Origin of the sequence: Nitratireductor thuwali, assembly GCF_036621415.1 — a bacterium.
GTDB classification, from domain to species: Bacteria; Pseudomonadota; Alphaproteobacteria; order Rhizobiales; family Rhizobiaceae; genus Chelativorans; species Chelativorans thuwali.
This window is the reverse complement of sequence record NZ_CP030941.1, coordinates 346,764-361,752: the sequence shown is the minus strand read 5'-3', so window position 1 is coordinate 361,752 and position 14,989 is coordinate 346,764. Positions and strand designations below refer to the sequence as shown.

The window sequence follows — 14,989 nt, the reverse complement described above, 5'->3', positions numbered from 1 at the left end:
ATCATATGATCACGCATACCGTTGCCGGTCAAGAAAGCAGGGGGAACAGCGATGGGCGCAGGCTCCTTGCCCGGCGGGGGAGTGCGCACGGGCACGATGGGAAGGCTGGAGGTAAGTAACGTCTCCAAGTGCTTCGGAGCCAACCGCGCCGTCGACGGCGTGAGCTTCGTCGCCGAGGCCGGGCGGATCACCGGGCTCATCGGCCCCAACGGCGCCGGCAAGACCACGCTCTTCAACGCCATCGCAGGCGAGCTCTCTGTCGATGGCGGCAAGGTGCGACTCGACGGCGCCCGCATCGACGGGCTGCCGCCCTACAAGGTCTTCTCGCGTGGCCTTGCGCGCACCTTCCAGATCCCACGCCCTTTTCCCGGCATGACCGTTCTGGAGAACGTGATGCTGGTGCCGCAGGGACAGCATGGCGAGCGCTTCTGGAATACGTGGCTGCGTCCCGGCCTGGTAGCGCGCCAAGAGAGGGAGATCCTGGAAAGAGCACGCTCCATCATAAATTTCTGCGGGCTTTCTCCAGTTGAGCGTCAATTGGCCGGCGCCATTTCCGGCGGGCAGCAGAAGCTGGTGGAGCTTGCCCGCGCATTGATGGCTGACCCCAGAATCCTGCTCCTCGACGAGCCGGGGGCGGGCGTCAATCCCGCGCTTTTGGACACGATCGTCGAGCGCATCGTCGAGTTGAACCGGCGCGGGCTGACCTTTCTCATCATCGAGCACAACATGGATTTCATCATGTCGCTGTGCGACGCGATCGTGGTGATGGCGACAGGAAAGGTTATCGCGGAGGGCCCGCCTGACAGCGTTGTCGCCGCACCGCAGGTGATCGAAGCCTATCTCGGCGGGGCCGTCGCATGAGCACTCCGCTGCTTCAGGTCGAGAAGGTGGTGGCCGGCTACCGGCCGGACCTGCCCATCGTGCACGGCATCTCGCTCGAGGTGGCCGAGACGGAGATGGTGACCATCATCGGCCCCAACGGCGCCGGCAAGTCGACGCTCGTCAAGGCCGTCGCGGGCATCGTGCCGGTCTCTTCCGGCCGTGTGCTTCTGGACGGCCGCGACATTACCCGGCTCGCGACGCACAAGCTCGCACAGGCATCGATCGCCTATGTGCCGCAGACGGCGAACGTCTTCACCACGCTCACCATCAACGAGAACCTGCTGGTCGGCGCCTCCGTCCTTCCCAAGAGCGAAGCGCGGCGCCGCATCGAGCGCGGCTACGAGACGTTTCCGGCGCTCAAGGACTATCGCCACAAGAAGGCACGGGTGCTTTCGGGCGGCCAGCGGCAGATGCTGGCGGTCGCCCGCGCACTGCTGACCGATCCGCGGCTGATCATGCTCGACGAACCTTCGGCCGGTCTCTCGCCGCTCATGGTCGTGGAAGTTTTCCAGCGCTTGAAGGGGCTGGTGGAGTCGGGCGTGGCGATCCTGATGGTGGAGCAGAACGTCAAGGCGGCACTTGCCATCTCGCACCGCACCTATGTGCTGGCGGACGGGTGCAACCGCATCGACGGTCCGTCAGCGGGCCTTGCCGATAATCCGGAGGTCACCTCCATCTATCTGGGCGCCGGGGGGCGCAAACGCTGATGCTGCAGGCTCTTGCCGACGGGATTCTTACAGGCTCCATCATCGCGCTGGGCGCCATCGGTCTGACGCTGACGATGGGCATCCTGCGTTTTGCGAATTTCGCCCATGCCGAGCTCGTCACCTGGGGCGCCTATATGGCGCTCGCTGTCGTGACGCTCACGGGTCCTTTCATGGGGCCGATCGCACCCTTTTCCTTCGGCTTGCCCCTGATTTTCGCCACTATCGTCGCGGCAGCGCTCACCGCTGCACTGGCGCTTGCGATCGACTGGCTCGTCTACCGCCCGCTGCGCCGCAACACCAGCCATCTCACGCTGGTCTTCAGCTCCTTCGGCGTCTCGCTGCTCGTGCGCATGGTGGTGCTGCTCATCTTCGGCGGGGCCGCCCAGTACTATTCGCGCACGCTTCAGATCGCCATTCCGGTGGCACCCGGCATGCGCATTCTGCCCGACCAGATTTTCACACTGGCGCTCACGGTGGTAATCGTGGTGGGGCTCCACTTCTTCCTTCAGAACACGCGGCTGGGGCTTTCCATGCGAGCGCTTGCGGAAAACCCGGAGCTTGCGCGCGTCAACGGCCTCGACACGCGCGCCGTGGTGCGCTGGACCTGGGTCATCGGTGCTTCGCTCGCCGCCGTCTCGGGCGTGCTCTACGGGCTTTCCGTGCAGCTGCGCCCGGAGATCGGCTTTCATCTCCTCCTGCCGCTCTTTGCCGCCGTCATCCTGGGGGGCGTGGGCAATGTCTTCGGCGCGGTCCTTGGCGGGCTCGTCATCGGCCTTGCCGAATCCTTCGCCGTGCTGGTGGTTCCGGCGGGCTACAAGATGGCGGTGCCCTTCATCATCCTGCTGGCCGTGCTCTACCTGCGTCCCACCGGCATCTTCGCCGGTACCGTGGGAGGCGTCAAATGAGCGGGTTCGCGGCCTATCTCGTCTTCTTCCTCATCGTCGCGCTCACCTATTCCATCGTGACCATGGGGCTCAACCTGCAATGGGGCTATACGGGTCTCTTCAATGCCGGCGTGGTGGGCTTCTTCGCCATCGGCGCCTACGGCACGGCGGTGCTGGTGGGCCCCGACCGGGCTCATCTCATCGGCGGCTTCGGCCTGCCGTTTCCGCTGGGGGTCGCCGGCGGCATGGCGCTTTCGGCGCTCGCGGCATTCATCGTCGGCCTCGCCACCTTGCGGCTGCGCGAGGAATATCTGGCCATCGCCACCTTCGGCATTGCCATCTCGATCCAGCTCGTGGCGCTCAATTTCGAGGCGCTGACGGGCGGCGCGCAGGGGCTCGCCGGCCTGCCGCGGCCGCTCTTTTCCTTCTTCGGCTCTCCGGGCGCCTACAACCTCTTCTATCTCCTTGTCGTGGTGGCCATGGCGGCGATCGTCTATGTGGCGCTCGAGGTTGCCGTCCGCTCGCCCTGGGGGCGGGTGCTCAAGGCCGTGCGCGAAGACGAGACCGCCGCCCGCTCGCTCGGCAAGAACCCGGCCGCCATCCGCCTGCAGGTCTTCGTGCTGGGCTGCACGCTGATGGGGCTCGCCGGCGGCCTCTATGTCGGCTTCATCGGCTATGTGAGCCCGCTCGACTTCCTGCCGATCCTCACCTTCCAGATCTGGGCGATGCTGATCGTCGGCGGCAGCGGCAACAATCGCGGCGCGATCGTCGGCGCGGTCGGCGTGTGGGCGCTCTGGGCCATGAGCGGGTTGGCGATCAGCCGCCTCCTGCCGGTCACCTACCAGTCCCAAGGCGGCGCGATCCAAGTGATCCTGATCGGTCTCCTGATCGTGCTTACGCTTCTCTTCCGCCCCCGCGGGCTGATCGGCGAGACGGAAGCCGTCTCCAGGCACACGAGGTAGGGATGGAGCGCGCGCCCGACACACTCTGGCATGCCGTGACCGGCCCGGCCCCGGCCTTCGGACGTCTGGATCCCGGCGCCACGGCGGAGGTTGCCGTCATCGGCGGCGGCTTCGCGGGGCTCAGCAGTGCCCTTGCCCTGGCGCAGCGCGGCGTGGAGGTGCTGCTTCTGGAAGCACATGCCGTCGGCTGGGGTGCAAGCGGCCGCAACGCGGGTTTCGTTGTGCCCAACTTCTCCAAGGCAGATCCAGCGGCTGTCGTCGCGCGGCTTGGGAAGGAAACGGGCGAACGCTTGCTTGAGCTCGTAGGCCAGGGCGCCGACCGCGTCTTCGCGTTCGCTCGGGCGGCAGGACTCGGCTGGCAAGCAGAACAGAACGGATGGCTGCAGCCGGCCCATTCGGCCGCCGCGGCAGACATGCTGCGGAAACGGGTCGAGGCATGGCGGGCGCTCGGGCGGCCCGTCGAGTGGATCGATGCGGCCGAGACTGCCCGCCGCACGGGCATGGACATCTACCACGGCGCTTTGGCCGACCGGTCGGGCGGCGTCATCAATCCGCTCGCCTATGCCCGGGCGCTCGCTCGCGCCGCGGCTGCCGCCGGTGCGCGCATCGTCGAGGATGCGACCGTGACGGATGTGCGGCCGGCCGACGGAGACGGCTGGCACCTGGCGACGACACAAGGCGCCGTGCGCGCCGGGAAGGTGCTCTTGTGCACCAATGCGGAAGAAGCGGGCGTGGCGGCACGGCTGGCGTGGCAGGTCATTCCGCTCAACGTCTACCAGATCGCCACCGAGCCGCTGACGAAGGAGGCCGCCAACCGCTTTTCGCCGCATCGCGAGCCGGTTTCCGACACGCGCGCCAATATCTTCACCTTCAGGCTCGACGCCGACAACCGGCTGATCTCGGGCGGGATGGCCATCGTGCCCCTGGCCGCCGAACGGCGCATGGGAGCGCGCATCGTGCGCCGGCTTGCAAGGGAACTCGGCCTGTCCGATGTCCCGCGCGTCACCCATGTCTGGCGGGGCACGGCCGCGGTCACGCCCGATTTCCTGCCGCGCATCGTTCGCTTCGGCGACGGCTTCTTCGGCGCTACCGGCTGCAACGGCCGCGGCATCGCCATGACGACGATGTTCGGCGACGTGCTTGCCGATGCCGTCACCGGAGCCCCGCCCGATGCGCTGCCGGTTCCCGTTTCCGAGCCTGCCTCGATACCCTTCCGTCCGATCGCCCGCGCCGCGCCCTCGGCCTTTCTCGTGCGCGGCATTCTGGACGACTGGCGGACAACAAGAAGAACAGCCGCAAAGGCGACGAACACCTCAACCTTGAAAGGGGAAATTCCATGAGACACCTGCTTCTGTCCGGCGCCGTCGGCGTTGGTCTCTTCATCGGCTCGGCCGCAACGGCCAGCGCCCAGTCCTGCGAGATCACGGTCGGCTCGGTGCTGTCGATCACGGGGTCCATGGCGGCGATCGGCTCGGCCATCGGCGACGCCGGCAAGCTCGCCGTCGACCACATCAACGAGGCGGGCGGCGTCAACGACTGCACCGTGCGCTACATCCTGCGCGACGATCAGGGCTCGCCCAATGTCGGCGTCGACGCGGCCAAGACGCTGGTGGAGATCGAGGAAGTGCCGGTCCTGCTCGGCGCCATCCAGTCGGGCGTCTCCATGCCCATACTCACTTCCGTCACGGTGCCGGCCAAGGTCACCCAGATATCCTGCTGCTCCAGCGCTCCGTCTTTTACAGCGCTCGCCGCCGAGGGCGGCACTGACGGCTACTGGTTCCGCACCCTGCCCACTGACCGGCCACAGGCGGCGGTGCTTGCAAACATCGCCGCCGAGCGCGGCTATAAGAAGATCGCCGTCGTCTACGTGAACTCCGATTACGGCGTGAGCCTCGCCAGAAGCTTCAAAAGGGATATTGAGAAGCTGGGAGGCACGGTCACCAGCATGACCGCCTATAATCAGGAGCAGGCCTCCTATCGTGCCGAGGTGAACGCCGCGTTCCAGGGCGAGCCCGAGGCACTCTTCCTCGTAGCCTTCCCCGCCGACGGGGCGACGGTGACGCGCGAATGGATCTCCTTCGGCGGTCCACAGAAGTTTGTCTTCTCGAATGCATTGCGCGCCGACGAGTTCGTAGACGCGGTGGGCGCCGAGTACCTGACCGAAGCCTTGGGCATCGACAATGCCCAGGTGGAAGGCGAATCCGTCGATGCCTTCAACAAGGCTTGGGAAGCCGCCTTCGGCAGCGCGCCGAACGGCCCCGGTCTCCACACCATGTACGATGCCGCGGCCGTCGCCCTGCTTGCCATGGAACAGGCGGGCGAGGCGGACGGCACCGCAATCCGCGACAATATCCGCAAAATCACGGGCGGCGACGGCGAGCCCGTCTATCCGGGGGCCGAGGGCTTCAAGAAGGCTAAGGAGCTCATCGCGGAAGGAAAGCCCATCCGCTATGTCGGCGCCACCGGCCCCATCGAGTTCGACGAGAACGGCGATGTCACCGGCCCCTATCTCATCTGGGGCGTGAAGGACGGCGAACTTGTCACCCTGGACAAGTGGGACAACGCCAGGGTTTCCGAAGCGATCGCCGCCGTCAGCGAGTGAAGGGCGGCAAGGCGGCGGTTGCGGCCGCCGCCACTCCTCCCGGCGGCTGCCGGTGCAATGAACGGATGAGATGGACGTACCCATGCCGAAATTCGCGCGAAGAATCACCCAGACCTCCAAGAAGAGCTACGGCATGTTCGCCAAGGCGGCAGGCATGGCGAAGGAGGGCCGCGACATCATCCATCTCGAGTTGGGCCAGCCCGTGCACGATACGCCGGAGCACATCAAGCAGGCGGCGATCGACGCGCTGCGGGGCGGCCACGTACACTACAGCGACCTGCAGGGCATCCTGCCGCTTCGCGAGGCGCTCGCCGCCAAGGTGCGGGACTATAACCGCATCGAGGTTTCGGCATCGGAGATCATGGTCACCAATGGTCTCACCCAGGCCTCCTTCGCCGCTTTCATGGCGCTGCTCGACGAGGGGGAGGAGGCCGTCCTGCTCGAGCCCTACTATCCCCAGCATCTCGGAAAGGTGGAGATGGCGGGAGCCAAGCCGGTTCTGGCGCCGCTCGACAAGGCGGCGGGCTTCGCCATCCGCAAGGATCTGATCGAGCCGCTGATCACCCCGCGCACGCGAATGATCGTGCTCGTGAACCCGTCAAACCCGACGGGCCGCGTCTATTCGCGCGAGGAGCTTCAGGCGCTCGCCGATCTTGCCATCGAGCACGATCTGGCAGTCGTCTCCGACGAGGTCTACGAGCAGATCGTCTTCGACGACGGCCGGCACACCAGCATCGCCTCGCTTCCGGGCATGAAGGAGCGCACCGTCACCATGTTCGCCTTCACCAAGGCCTATGCGATGGACGGGTGGCGGCTCGGCTATCTGGCGGCCGACAAGTCGATGATGCCTGCGCTCATGAAGATCACCACGACGGAGGTCACCCACGTCAACACCTTCATCCAATATGGGGCGCTCGCGGCGGTCACCGGACCGGCCTCCGTGCTCGACGAGATGGTCGACGACGACTGCCGCAAGCGCGACCTGGTGGTGAGCCGCCTGAACCAAATGCCAGGTGTGGTCTGCCCGCGTCCGGAGGGCACGATCTACGCCTTCCCCGACATCAGCCGCACGGGGCTGACGGCACAAGCTGCCGCCGACGCCATTCTGGAAAAGGTCGACGTTGTGGTGGAGGCGGGAAGCTTCTATGGAGGGCTCGGCGAGCACCACCTGCGCATCTGCTTCGGCTCGCAGAGCTACGAACGTCTCGAAGAAGCTATGGACAGGCTCAGCAGATTCTTTAATTCGCTATAAGGAGAGGCGGGGCTGGCGCTGGCGGGCCGTGTCCTCTAACCAGTCACGTAGCATGAGGGCGAACGGAAAATGGGAAGCGAGGAGAATGCTTGACGAACCACTTGGCCCTGTCTCCTCGCGCGTCACCATCGGCGACGGTGTCTATTTCCAGCTGCGCAACGCGCTGATCACCGGCCGCTTCGATCCAGGCCAGGTACTCACCATTTCGGCCTTGGCCAAATCATTTCAGACCAGCCACATGCCGGTGCGCGAGGCGCTGCGGCGGCTGGCCGCGGAGAACGCGCTGGAGATCGCCTCCAACGGTTCGGCCTGCGTACCCAAGGTCTCGGTGGAGCGCCTCGACGACATCTGCCGTGCCCGCGTGGCGCTGGAGGGGCTGGCAACGGAGATCGCCGCCGGCACGATCCGGCCCGAAGAGATCCCCGCTGTGGAGGCCTTCATGGCCGAGCACGAGGCCACCAGCGCCGGCGGCAATGTCTACGACATGCTCCTGAAGAACCGCGACTTCCACTTCGCCATCTATCGCGCCTCCCGCTCTGAGGTGCTGGTGCAGCTCATCGATTCCCTGTGGCTGCGCTACGGCCCTTATATGCGCATGCTCTCCTCCCACATCGCGCCGCGGCTGGGCACGGGCCTGCACGAGCCCTTCGCCAATCACCACCACGCCATCGTCGACGCGCTGCGCCGGCGCGACGGCGCGGCCGCGCGCGAGCACATGGTCGCCGACATCACCGGCACGCAGATGCTTCTGCGCGAGCTCTGCCAGGCCGAGGCTATCTAGGCGGATCGTCCGTAGGGCGGCGGCCCGAGCGGCAGGTCCGTCACCAGCATATGTCCAGGCGCATGGCTGATCGCGAGCGACAGCTTCGTGCGTTCCAGTGCCCTTTGGGGCGTCACGCCGCAGGCCCAGAAGACAGGCACCTCGCCGGGCCGGATGTCGGTAAGCCCGATGCCGTCGATCGGCCGGCCGAGATCGACGCCGATTGCGGCAGGGTCGCCCACGTGCACCGGGGCGCCGTGCGTCTCGGGGTGTGCGGCCGTGAGTTCGCGGACGCGATCCACCTGATCCTCAGGCACCGCACGCATGGTAACGACCAGCGGGCCGCAAAAGGGGCCGGCGGCGACGGTCTCCATCGCGCTGTCGAAGGCCGAACAGTTCGCGCCTGGCGCGTGGCAGCGAAGATGGATTCCGGTGCCAGCCAGGGCCACCTCAAAGCCCAACGAGCAACCGAGCGCGAAGGTGACGAGATCATCGCGCCAAAGGGCGCTTATTTCGGCTACGTCTTCCACGGCCTCTCCGTCGCGAAAGATGCGGTAGCGCGGCAGGTCCGTGCGTATGTCGATGCCGGCGCCCAGCGCGGAGAGGCGGGGGTCGCCCGGCGCGCCGACCGCCAGCAGGGGGCACGCCGCGGGGTTGGCACGCACATAGGCGAGGAAGTCATCCGCCGCCGCCTGCGGCACGATCGCGATGTTGGCCTGCTGGCAGCCGAGCGCGAGCCCCGCCGTGGGTCCGGCGAGCCGGCCGTGGCGCGCTGCGTGCCTGATCTCGGCAGGTGTCGCGCCATTCATCTCAGCTCTCCGGCCGCGCATTCGCAGCGCTCTCGCATTGCGCCTTGATGAGCAGGATTTCCGCCTCGTGAGAAGCGCATAGCCTGTGCCAGCGCGCCTCGTCCATGCCGCTTGTCCGCCAAGCCGTTAAGGTGAGGTAGCATTGGCCGGACTTGAGGTCGCAGGTCTCGGCTGCGACGATGCGGGCGGAAATGCGCGGCACCATGCGGTCGGGCGGTCCCAGCAGATAGTCGACGAGCATGCGTTGCGCATCGGCGGCGATGCGGAAGGTGCCCTCGCCGCCGTCGAAGAGGGAGCGGCCTTGATAGATGCCGTCGCTTCCCGTCGGACGCGTGTCCCAGCAGCCGAGGGACCAGCGCCCTAGCGCCATCGGATCGCACATGAAGTCGAAGGCCGTCCCGGCCGGCACTTCCAGAAGTGCTGTGACGCTGTGGGCGTAGCTGTCCGAAAGGTTCATGGCTTCACTCCAGTATCCCGTACAGGGCGGCAAAGAGGCGGGAGACGCCATCTTCCGTGGTGACCGTGCCGGGGGAAAGGCGCAGGATGCGGCCGCGGCAGTCGGCGAAGACAGCCCGTTCGCGCAAGCCGTCCACGATTGCCGCTGGCTCGGAGCCTTCCGGCAGGCGCAGCATGAGGCTGCCGCCGCGACGCTCCTCCTCCGCAGGGCTCGCGAGCGCCAGGCCCAAGCGATCGGCCTCCTCGATGATCATTGCAGTGAGCGCCCGGTTGTGGGCGAGCATGGCGGCGTGGTCCTGCACGGCATGCCACTTCAGCGCCGGCACGGAACCTGCACAGGCCAGCACCGACGGTGTGCCGTGGTCGAAGCGGCGCGCGTCGGAAGCGTAGGCGAAGGCGCCCAGATCCCAGGAAAAGATGTTTTCCTGACTGAACCAGCCGCGCAGTTCCGGCCGGCAAGTTTTCAGCAGCGGGTCGGCGACGTGGAGGATGCCGGCACCCGGCGTGCCACACAGCCATTTGAGCGTGGTGGAGACGGTGAAATCGACGGCCGGCTGGTCGACGTGGAAGGGCAGGAGCCCCACGCCCTGGGTGATGTCCACGCCGATGAGGCTTCCCATGCGCCGCCCATGCTCGACCAGCACGGCAAGGTCCGGACGATGCGAGGCGGTCGAGGTGACGAAGGTCACGAGCGCGACCCCGACGCCTTCGTCCCACCGGTCGATGAAATCCTCGTCGCGCACCCAGCTTTCACCGTCGCGCAGCGGCACGGTGTCGAGCGTAAAGCCCAGCCGTGGCGCAAGGCCCGCAAGCAGGAAGTGCAGGCTTGGAAAGCAGTCCGCCGCCACCAGCAGGCGCTTGCCCTTGAGATGCTCCTCGGGCAGCGCGCCGATCAGGCTGTAGAGCGCCGTGGTGACATTCTCCGCTGTCGTCAGCGTCCCCTTCGGCGCGCCGATGAGACGGCTCCAGAGCTCGACAAAGTCCTGCCGCAGGCCGAGCGCGCGCACCCACTGTCCGTCGTCGAGCGCCCCCCAGCTCCGGGAGAAGTCGGCGAAGGCCTCGGCCATCGCCTCGGCCTTGCCCGGATACATGCCGATCGAGTGGTAGAGGAAATATGCGGAGCCGTCGGCCCGGTCGCGATTTTTACTCATGTTCCTGTCCGTTTCTAGAAGCCGAGGAGCCTCGGCAATATCAAGCTTAATTCGGGAACCGCCACGACGATCATCAGTGCGATGATGTTGACGAGGATGAAGGGTGCGGCCGCCCGCAGCAACGGCACGAAGCCGCAATTGGCGATGCGCTCGGCAGCGAAAAGGCAGACGCCGAGCGGCGGCGTCAGCAGGCCGATGTTGAGGTTGAGGATCGCCACCACGCCGAAATGGAGCGGATCGATGCCGGCATGCGCGGCGGCGGCCGAAAGTAGCGGCCCGAAGAGGATGATCACGGTCGTCGGATCGATGAACATGCCAAGCGCAAGCAGGATCACGTTGAAAACCAGCATGGTGCCGAAATAGCCGAGTTCCCAGCCCGACACGGCTGCCCCAACCATTCTCGGCACGTTCTCCATCCCCATCACCCAAGAAAACGCCGTGCCGCAGCCGACGATGATGAGCAACTGCCCGGAAAAGATGGCCGAGCGGTTGAAGACGCCGGCGAGGGCGTCAAAGCGGATGGAACGGAAGAGGAAGACAGAGACGAGGAGGGCATAGGCGGCTGCCACGCCGCCGGCCTCGGTGGGCGTCATGAGCCCGCCAAGCATGCCGGCGAGGATGATGACGGGGATCATAAGCGGTACCAGCGCGTGACCGGTGACTTTCGCCAGCGCTCGAGGGGAGCGGTCCATCTCGACGGCCGGGAAGCCGTGGATGCGCGCTTGCACCGCGACGAGGATCATCTGGACGAGGCCGATGAGAAGGCCGGGCACCAGCGTGGCGGCCATCAGCGCGCCGATGGAGACATTGGTCATGGAGCCGTAGATGACGGCGACGAGGGAAGGGGGCACCATCGGCCCGATGATGGAGGAGGATGCGGTGACGGCCGCCGCATAGGCCGAACTGTAGCCCTGCTTGACCATGCCGGGGATAAAGACCCGGCCGAGGGAGGCGATGTCACCCAACGCGACGCCGGTGATGCCGGAAAAAAGGATCGACGCGCCGATATTGACCTGGGCCAGCCCGCCGCGCATCCAGCCGAATAATGCGTTGGCAAAGGCGATCAGCCGGTCGGTGATCCGTCCCTCGTTCACCAGTTCACCGGCTAGGATGAAAAGCGGCACCGCCATCAGCACGAAGGAATCCATGCCCTGGTAGAGCCGTTCGGCGACGATCGGCAGGAAGCTCCAGCTTCCCGTATAGACCATCCACAAAAGTACGGCGGCGATCATCGCCCAGGCAATCGGCAAGCCGGCGACGATCAGGCCGATGAAGCTTGTGCTCAGAAGGGTCAGGGAAGCGCTCATAGCGCACCCGTTTTTTTGCCAAGGCGCAGCAGCGCAAAGAGGGTGGCAAAGAAGAAGGAAACCGGCACCGCCGCGTAGGGGTAGGAGAGCGAGATGCGCAGCCCTTCGCTGGTTTGCCCGGCGGCGAACATGGTCATGTCGATGCCATACCAGAGGAGGACGAGAAAGACTGTGAGCGAGATCACGTCGAGCACGGCATCAAGTACGAGCCGCGCACGGGGCGAAACGGCGCGCAGGGCGTCGGGAACGAAATCGATGCGGATGTGGCTCGCCTCGCGCACGGCCACGGCGGCCGCCAGCAGCGCCATCCAGATCATCGCGTAGCGCGCCACTTCCTCGGTGAAGAAGGGAACGCCGCCGAAACCGTAGCGCAGGACCACCTGGGCGACGACCAGAACCGTGAGCGTGAGCAGGCAAAGCGCTGCGGCGAGCCGCAGCGCTTTCTCAATGAGAAGGATCAACCGCATCATTCTACCGATTGGCTTCTACCGCGGCGATGGCCTCGTCGATGAGGCTCGGGGTATCCACGTTCTGCCTGAGCCACTCGATTGCCGGCGGCTGCATGACGGCGCGGAAGGCGTCGCGGGCCTCCTGGTCGAGCTCGATCACCTCGACACCGTTCTCCTTGGCAAAAGCGATGGCGCCGCTCTCGATCTCGCGCGATTTCTCGCGGTTGAACTCGATCGCCTTTGCGGCCGCGTCGAAGATGATCTGCTGCTTGTCCTCCGGCAGGCCGGAGAAGAAGGCATCGTTGATGCCGAGCGGGCCGAAGGCGTAGGTATGCCCCGTCAGCGCGAGGTGCGACTGCACCTCATAGAGCTTGACGAGGTTGAAGGTGGCGACGGAGTTGTCCTGTCCGTCGACAACACCGGTGCGCAGCGACGTATAGAGCTCGCCGAATGCGATCGGTGCTGCCGATGCGCCCAGCGCCTCGACCGGGATGGTGGCGAGCGGCCCCAGGACGCGCATCTTCAGGCCGGCCATGTCCTCGGGCGTGCTGATCGGCTTGTTGGCGCTGAAATGCTTGAAGCCGCCCGACTCCCACCAGCCGAGCACGCGGATGCCGGTCTTGGCGCGGATGTCCTGCGCCAGCCTGTCTCCCAGCGGCCCGTCGAACAGCGCCCAGGCGCTCTCTTCGGTGGGGAAGAGATAGGGCATGTTGAGAACCTGGATGTCGCTGTAGATGGTCGCGTAGTTGCCGTCGGCGGCATCCGTCATCTGTATGACCCCTCGCCGCATCTGGTTGAGACGCTCGTTGGGTGCGCCAAGCGCGCCGGCATAGACGAGGTCGACGGTCATATCGGAGTTGGCTTCCACCTCCTGTTTGAACGTCTCGTACATACCGTTGACGAAGTCGAAGCCGACGATGTCCTCCGGCAGCGACAGCCCCACCTTTATCTCCTGGGCGGATGCGGGACCCGGCGCCGCCGAAATGACGGCGCCGGCCATCAGCAGGATTGCAAGTGACTTCAGCATGAACGTTCCTCCATATGTTGGGGCCGCAGCGATTGTCGCCGACCGGCCGCTTTCTGAATATTGGCCTTCGCCCGCGGTGCCCCTATCGCTCGCGGGCCTGGGACAGGTCTAGCGCGCTTCCATTTGCCGCCTGCCGCGCTCCTCCAGATGGTTCACCAGCCGCACCAGCGGCCACAGGAAGGCCAGATAGATCGCCGCCGCACCGATGAGCGGGGTGGGATTGGCCATAAGCGCCTGGGCGTCCGTCGCCTGCTTCAGAAGGTCCGGCATGGCCACCACCGATGCCAGCGCCGTGTCCTTGTAGATGGTTACGCAATTGCTGGTGAGCGGCGGTATGACCACGCGCAGGGCCTGCGGCAGGATCACCTTGCGCATGGTGATCCAGAAGTTGAGGCCGAGCGCCTGGGCCGCCTCGAACTGCCCGCGCGGGATACTCTCGATGCCGGCGCGGCAGACCTCTGCGGTGAAGGCGGAAAAGACGAGCGACAGGGCGAGCGTGGCTGAGGTGAAGGAGGAAAACCGTATGCCGACGAAGGGCAGGGCGTAGTAGATGAGGATCAGGAGCACCAGGATGGGAAGCGCCCTGAAGAGGTCAATATAGCCGATGGCGAAGATGCGTGCGGGCTTGGGACCGTAAAGGCGCATCAGGCAGACGATGAGACCGCCCGCGCCGCCGAGTATGGTGCTGGCGACCCCGAGCATGATGGTGTTGCCGATGCCCCGCATCAGCATCGGGAAGGAGCGGACGAGAACGTCCCAGTTGAAGAAGGTGCTGATCAGGTCCATCGCGCGATCCGGCAGATGCAATCAAGGTGCACCGGCCGATGCACGGCCGGTGCGGGTTTGCGCTCAGGATGCCGCAACGGCGGCATCCTGAGAGATCGCCGGGCTATTCGGCCTTTGGAAGCGGCATTGCCTCGACGGTACTGGTTCCCGGCTCGGGCGCGACGCCGAACCACTTCTCGTGAATGGCGGCGAGCGTGCCGTCCTCCTTCATGGCGGAGATGGCCTCGTTCGCCTCCTCGATGAGCGGATGGTTCTTGCCTGCCATCATGGCGAAGCGCTCGCCGGTGGGGATGCGCACCAGGATCTTCAGGCCCGGCATCTGCGTCATGGCGTACTGGAAGCCGGCGATCTCGCCTGCGCCGCCTTCCACGCGGCCGTTCTGCACATCCAGAAGCAGGTCCTGCTGAGCGTTGTAGCTGCGAATTTCGGCGATACCGAGCTCGTCCTTGTTCTCGTTGGCCCACTTCTCGCCGGTGGTGCCCGCCACGACGCCGATTACCTTGCCTTCGAGATCGTCGAGCGAGTCGACGGTGGAATCCTCGCGCCCCACCACAGTGCCGTCACTGTCGTAATAGGGCTGGGTGAAGGACTGGTTCTGCAGCCGATCATTGGTGATCGAGATCGAGGAGATGGCGAAGTCGATGCGGCCGGAGCTGGTGGCGGCGAACAGCGCCTGAAAGCCCATGTCCTGGAACTCCACCTCCCTTCCGAGCCGCTCGGCGACTTCCCGCGCCACCTCGACCTCGAATCCCTCGAAAGCGCCGGTCTCGGTCTTGTACTCCCAGGGCGGGTTGGCCGGATAGGCGCCGACGACGATCTTCTCCTGGGCCGATGCCGGCACCGTCATGGACAGGGCGACCGCCGTGGCGATCGCAGCGATCGAAAAACCAAGTTTCATGCCAGTCCTCCTTTTGCTTCATCCGCGGACGTTCTGTCGTCCCGCAGGCGGTGTTCC

16 protein-coding genes are annotated in these 14,989 nt (G+C 65.8%); 8 read left to right on the top strand and 8 right to left on the bottom strand.

The genetic code is table 11. From position 1 onward, the window contains the following. Nucleotides 1-51 precede the first annotated feature (51 nt). The 8 genes from NTH_RS01725 (at nt 52) to NTH_RS01690 (ending at nt 8,070) form a co-directional block, all read left to right on the top strand. Nucleotides 52-861 (top strand): ABC transporter ATP-binding protein, encoded by an 810-nt coding sequence (locus tag NTH_RS01725; protein WP_338528379.1) that lies wholly within the window; start codon nt 52-54, stop codon nt 859-861. Continuing rightward, nucleotides 858-1,589 (top strand): ABC transporter ATP-binding protein, encoded by a 732-nt coding sequence (locus NTH_RS01720; protein ID WP_338528378.1) that lies wholly within the window; start codon nt 858-860, stop codon nt 1,587-1,589. Before NTH_RS01725 ends, NTH_RS01720 begins: the two co-directional genes overlap by 4 nt. Further along, complete coding sequence (locus NTH_RS01715; protein WP_422392336.1) at nt 1,589-2,494, top strand: branched-chain amino acid ABC transporter permease; 906 nt, start codon at nt 1,589-1,591, stop codon at nt 2,492-2,494. Before NTH_RS01720 ends, NTH_RS01715 begins: the two co-directional genes overlap by 1 nt. Further along, nucleotides 2,491-3,435 (top strand): branched-chain amino acid ABC transporter permease, encoded by a 945-nt coding sequence (locus NTH_RS01710; protein WP_338528377.1) that lies wholly within the window; start codon nt 2,491-2,493, stop codon nt 3,433-3,435. Before NTH_RS01715 ends, NTH_RS01710 begins: the two co-directional genes overlap by 4 nt. Nucleotides 3,436-3,437: 2 nt before the next feature. Beyond that, the gene (locus tag NTH_RS01705; protein ID WP_338528376.1) at nt 3,438-4,775 is read left to right on the top strand and encodes an NAD(P)/FAD-dependent oxidoreductase; all 1,338 of its coding nucleotides are present in this window, start codon (nt 3,438-3,440) and stop codon (nt 4,773-4,775) included. Continuing rightward, on the top strand, nt 4,772-6,037 hold the full coding sequence (locus NTH_RS01700; protein WP_338528375.1) for an ABC transporter substrate-binding protein: 1,266 nt from the start codon (nt 4,772-4,774) through the stop codon (nt 6,035-6,037). Before NTH_RS01705 ends, NTH_RS01700 begins: the two co-directional genes overlap by 4 nt. 70 nt (nt 6,038-6,107) lie before the next feature. After that, nucleotides 6,108-7,289 carry a pyridoxal phosphate-dependent aminotransferase gene (locus NTH_RS01695; RefSeq protein ID WP_338528374.1) on the top strand — a complete coding sequence of 394 codons (1,182 nt, stop codon included), beginning with the start codon at nt 6,108-6,110 and terminating at the stop codon, nt 7,287-7,289. An 85-nt stretch (nt 7,290-7,374) separates the two neighbouring features. Then, nucleotides 7,375-8,070: a GntR family transcriptional regulator gene (locus tag NTH_RS01690; RefSeq protein WP_338528373.1), complete on the top strand. Its 696-nt coding sequence runs from the start codon at nt 7,375-7,377 to the stop codon at nt 8,068-8,070. On the opposite strand, the gene NTH_RS01685 is transcribed toward NTH_RS01690, so the two are convergent. The 8 genes from NTH_RS01685 to NTH_RS01650 all read right to left on the bottom strand — a co-directional run bounded on the left by NTH_RS01685 (nt 8,067) and on the right by NTH_RS01650 (nt 14,932). Then, nucleotides 8,067-8,858 carry a D-glutamate cyclase family protein gene (locus NTH_RS01685; RefSeq protein WP_338528372.1) on the bottom strand — a complete coding sequence of 264 codons (792 nt, stop codon included), beginning with the start codon at nt 8,856-8,858 and terminating at the stop codon, nt 8,067-8,069. The genes NTH_RS01690 and NTH_RS01685 overlap by 4 nt on opposite strands. Nucleotide 8,859: 1 nt before the next feature. Next, nucleotides 8,860-9,315: a hypothetical protein gene (locus tag NTH_RS01680; RefSeq protein WP_338528371.1), complete on the bottom strand. Its 456-nt coding sequence runs from the start codon at nt 9,313-9,315 to the stop codon at nt 8,860-8,862. Nucleotides 9,316-9,319: 4 nt separating this feature from the next. Beyond that, a complete protein-coding gene (locus NTH_RS01675) occupies nt 9,320-10,465 on the bottom strand; it encodes an aminotransferase class V-fold PLP-dependent enzyme (protein WP_338528370.1) in 1,146 nt (381 codons plus the stop codon). Between the two features lie 14 nt (nt 10,466-10,479). After that, on the bottom strand, nt 10,480-11,772 hold the full coding sequence (locus NTH_RS01670) for a TRAP transporter large permease (RefSeq protein ID WP_338528369.1): 1,293 nt from the start codon (nt 11,770-11,772) through the stop codon (nt 10,480-10,482). Further along, a complete protein-coding gene (locus NTH_RS01665; RefSeq protein ID WP_338528368.1) occupies nt 11,769-12,233 on the bottom strand; it encodes a TRAP transporter small permease in 465 nt (154 codons plus the stop codon). Before NTH_RS01665 ends, NTH_RS01670 begins: the two co-directional genes overlap by 4 nt. 10 nt (nt 12,234-12,243) lie before the next feature. After that, entirely contained in the window at nt 12,244-13,248 is a 1,005-nt protein-coding gene (locus tag NTH_RS01660; RefSeq protein ID WP_338528367.1) for a TRAP transporter substrate-binding protein, read from the bottom strand. Between the two features lie 108 nt (nt 13,249-13,356). Continuing rightward, nucleotides 13,357-14,034 (bottom strand): amino acid ABC transporter permease, encoded by a 678-nt coding sequence (locus NTH_RS01655; RefSeq protein WP_338528366.1) that lies wholly within the window; start codon nt 14,032-14,034, stop codon nt 13,357-13,359. A gap of 103 nt (nt 14,035-14,137) precedes the next feature. Continuing rightward, on the bottom strand, nt 14,138-14,932 hold the full coding sequence (locus NTH_RS01650; RefSeq protein ID WP_338528365.1) for an ABC transporter substrate-binding protein: 795 nt from the start codon (nt 14,930-14,932) through the stop codon (nt 14,138-14,140). Nucleotides 14,933-14,989: the final 57 nt, after the last annotated feature.

Excerpts from the sequence above, each read along its gene's own strand:
- NTH_RS01685 (WP_338528372.1), bottom strand. The coding sequence starts at position 8,858 with ATGAATGGCGCGACACCTGCCGAGATCAGGCACGCAGCGCGCCACGGC.
- NTH_RS01670 (WP_338528369.1), bottom strand. The coding sequence starts at position 11,772 with ATGAGCGCTTCCCTGACCCTTCTGAGCACAAGCTTCATCGGCCTGATC.
- NTH_RS01705 (WP_338528376.1), top strand. The coding sequence starts at position 3,438 with ATGGAGCGCGCGCCCGACACACTCTGGCATGCCGTGACCGGCCCGGCC.
- NTH_RS01690 (WP_338528373.1), top strand. The coding sequence starts at position 7,375 with ATGCTTGACGAACCACTTGGCCCTGTCTCCTCGCGCGTCACCATCGGC.
- NTH_RS01680 (WP_338528371.1), bottom strand. The coding sequence starts at position 9,315 with ATGAACCTTTCGGACAGCTACGCCCACAGCGTCACAGCACTTCTGGAA.
- NTH_RS01710 (WP_338528377.1), top strand. The coding sequence starts at position 2,491 with ATGAGCGGGTTCGCGGCCTATCTCGTCTTCTTCCTCATCGTCGCGCTC.
- NTH_RS01695 (WP_338528374.1), top strand. The coding sequence starts at position 6,108 with ATGGACGTACCCATGCCGAAATTCGCGCGAAGAATCACCCAGACCTCC.
- NTH_RS01675 (WP_338528370.1), bottom strand. The coding sequence starts at position 10,465 with ATGAGTAAAAATCGCGACCGGGCCGACGGCTCCGCATATTTCCTCTAC.
- NTH_RS01650 (WP_338528365.1), bottom strand. The coding sequence starts at position 14,932 with ATGAAACTTGGTTTTTCGATCGCTGCGATCGCCACGGCGGTCGCCCTG.
- NTH_RS01655 (WP_338528366.1), bottom strand. The coding sequence starts at position 14,034 with ATGGACCTGATCAGCACCTTCTTCAACTGGGACGTTCTCGTCCGCTCC.
- NTH_RS01725 (WP_338528379.1), top strand. The coding sequence starts at position 52 with ATGGGCGCAGGCTCCTTGCCCGGCGGGGGAGTGCGCACGGGCACGATG.
- NTH_RS01715 (WP_422392336.1), top strand. The coding sequence starts at position 1,589 with ATGCTGCAGGCTCTTGCCGACGGGATTCTTACAGGCTCCATCATCGCG.
- NTH_RS01720 (WP_338528378.1), top strand. The coding sequence starts at position 858 with ATGAGCACTCCGCTGCTTCAGGTCGAGAAGGTGGTGGCCGGCTACCGG.
- NTH_RS01700 (WP_338528375.1), top strand. The coding sequence starts at position 4,772 with ATGAGACACCTGCTTCTGTCCGGCGCCGTCGGCGTTGGTCTCTTCATC.
- NTH_RS01660 (WP_338528367.1), bottom strand. The coding sequence starts at position 13,248 with ATGCTGAAGTCACTTGCAATCCTGCTGATGGCCGGCGCCGTCATTTCG.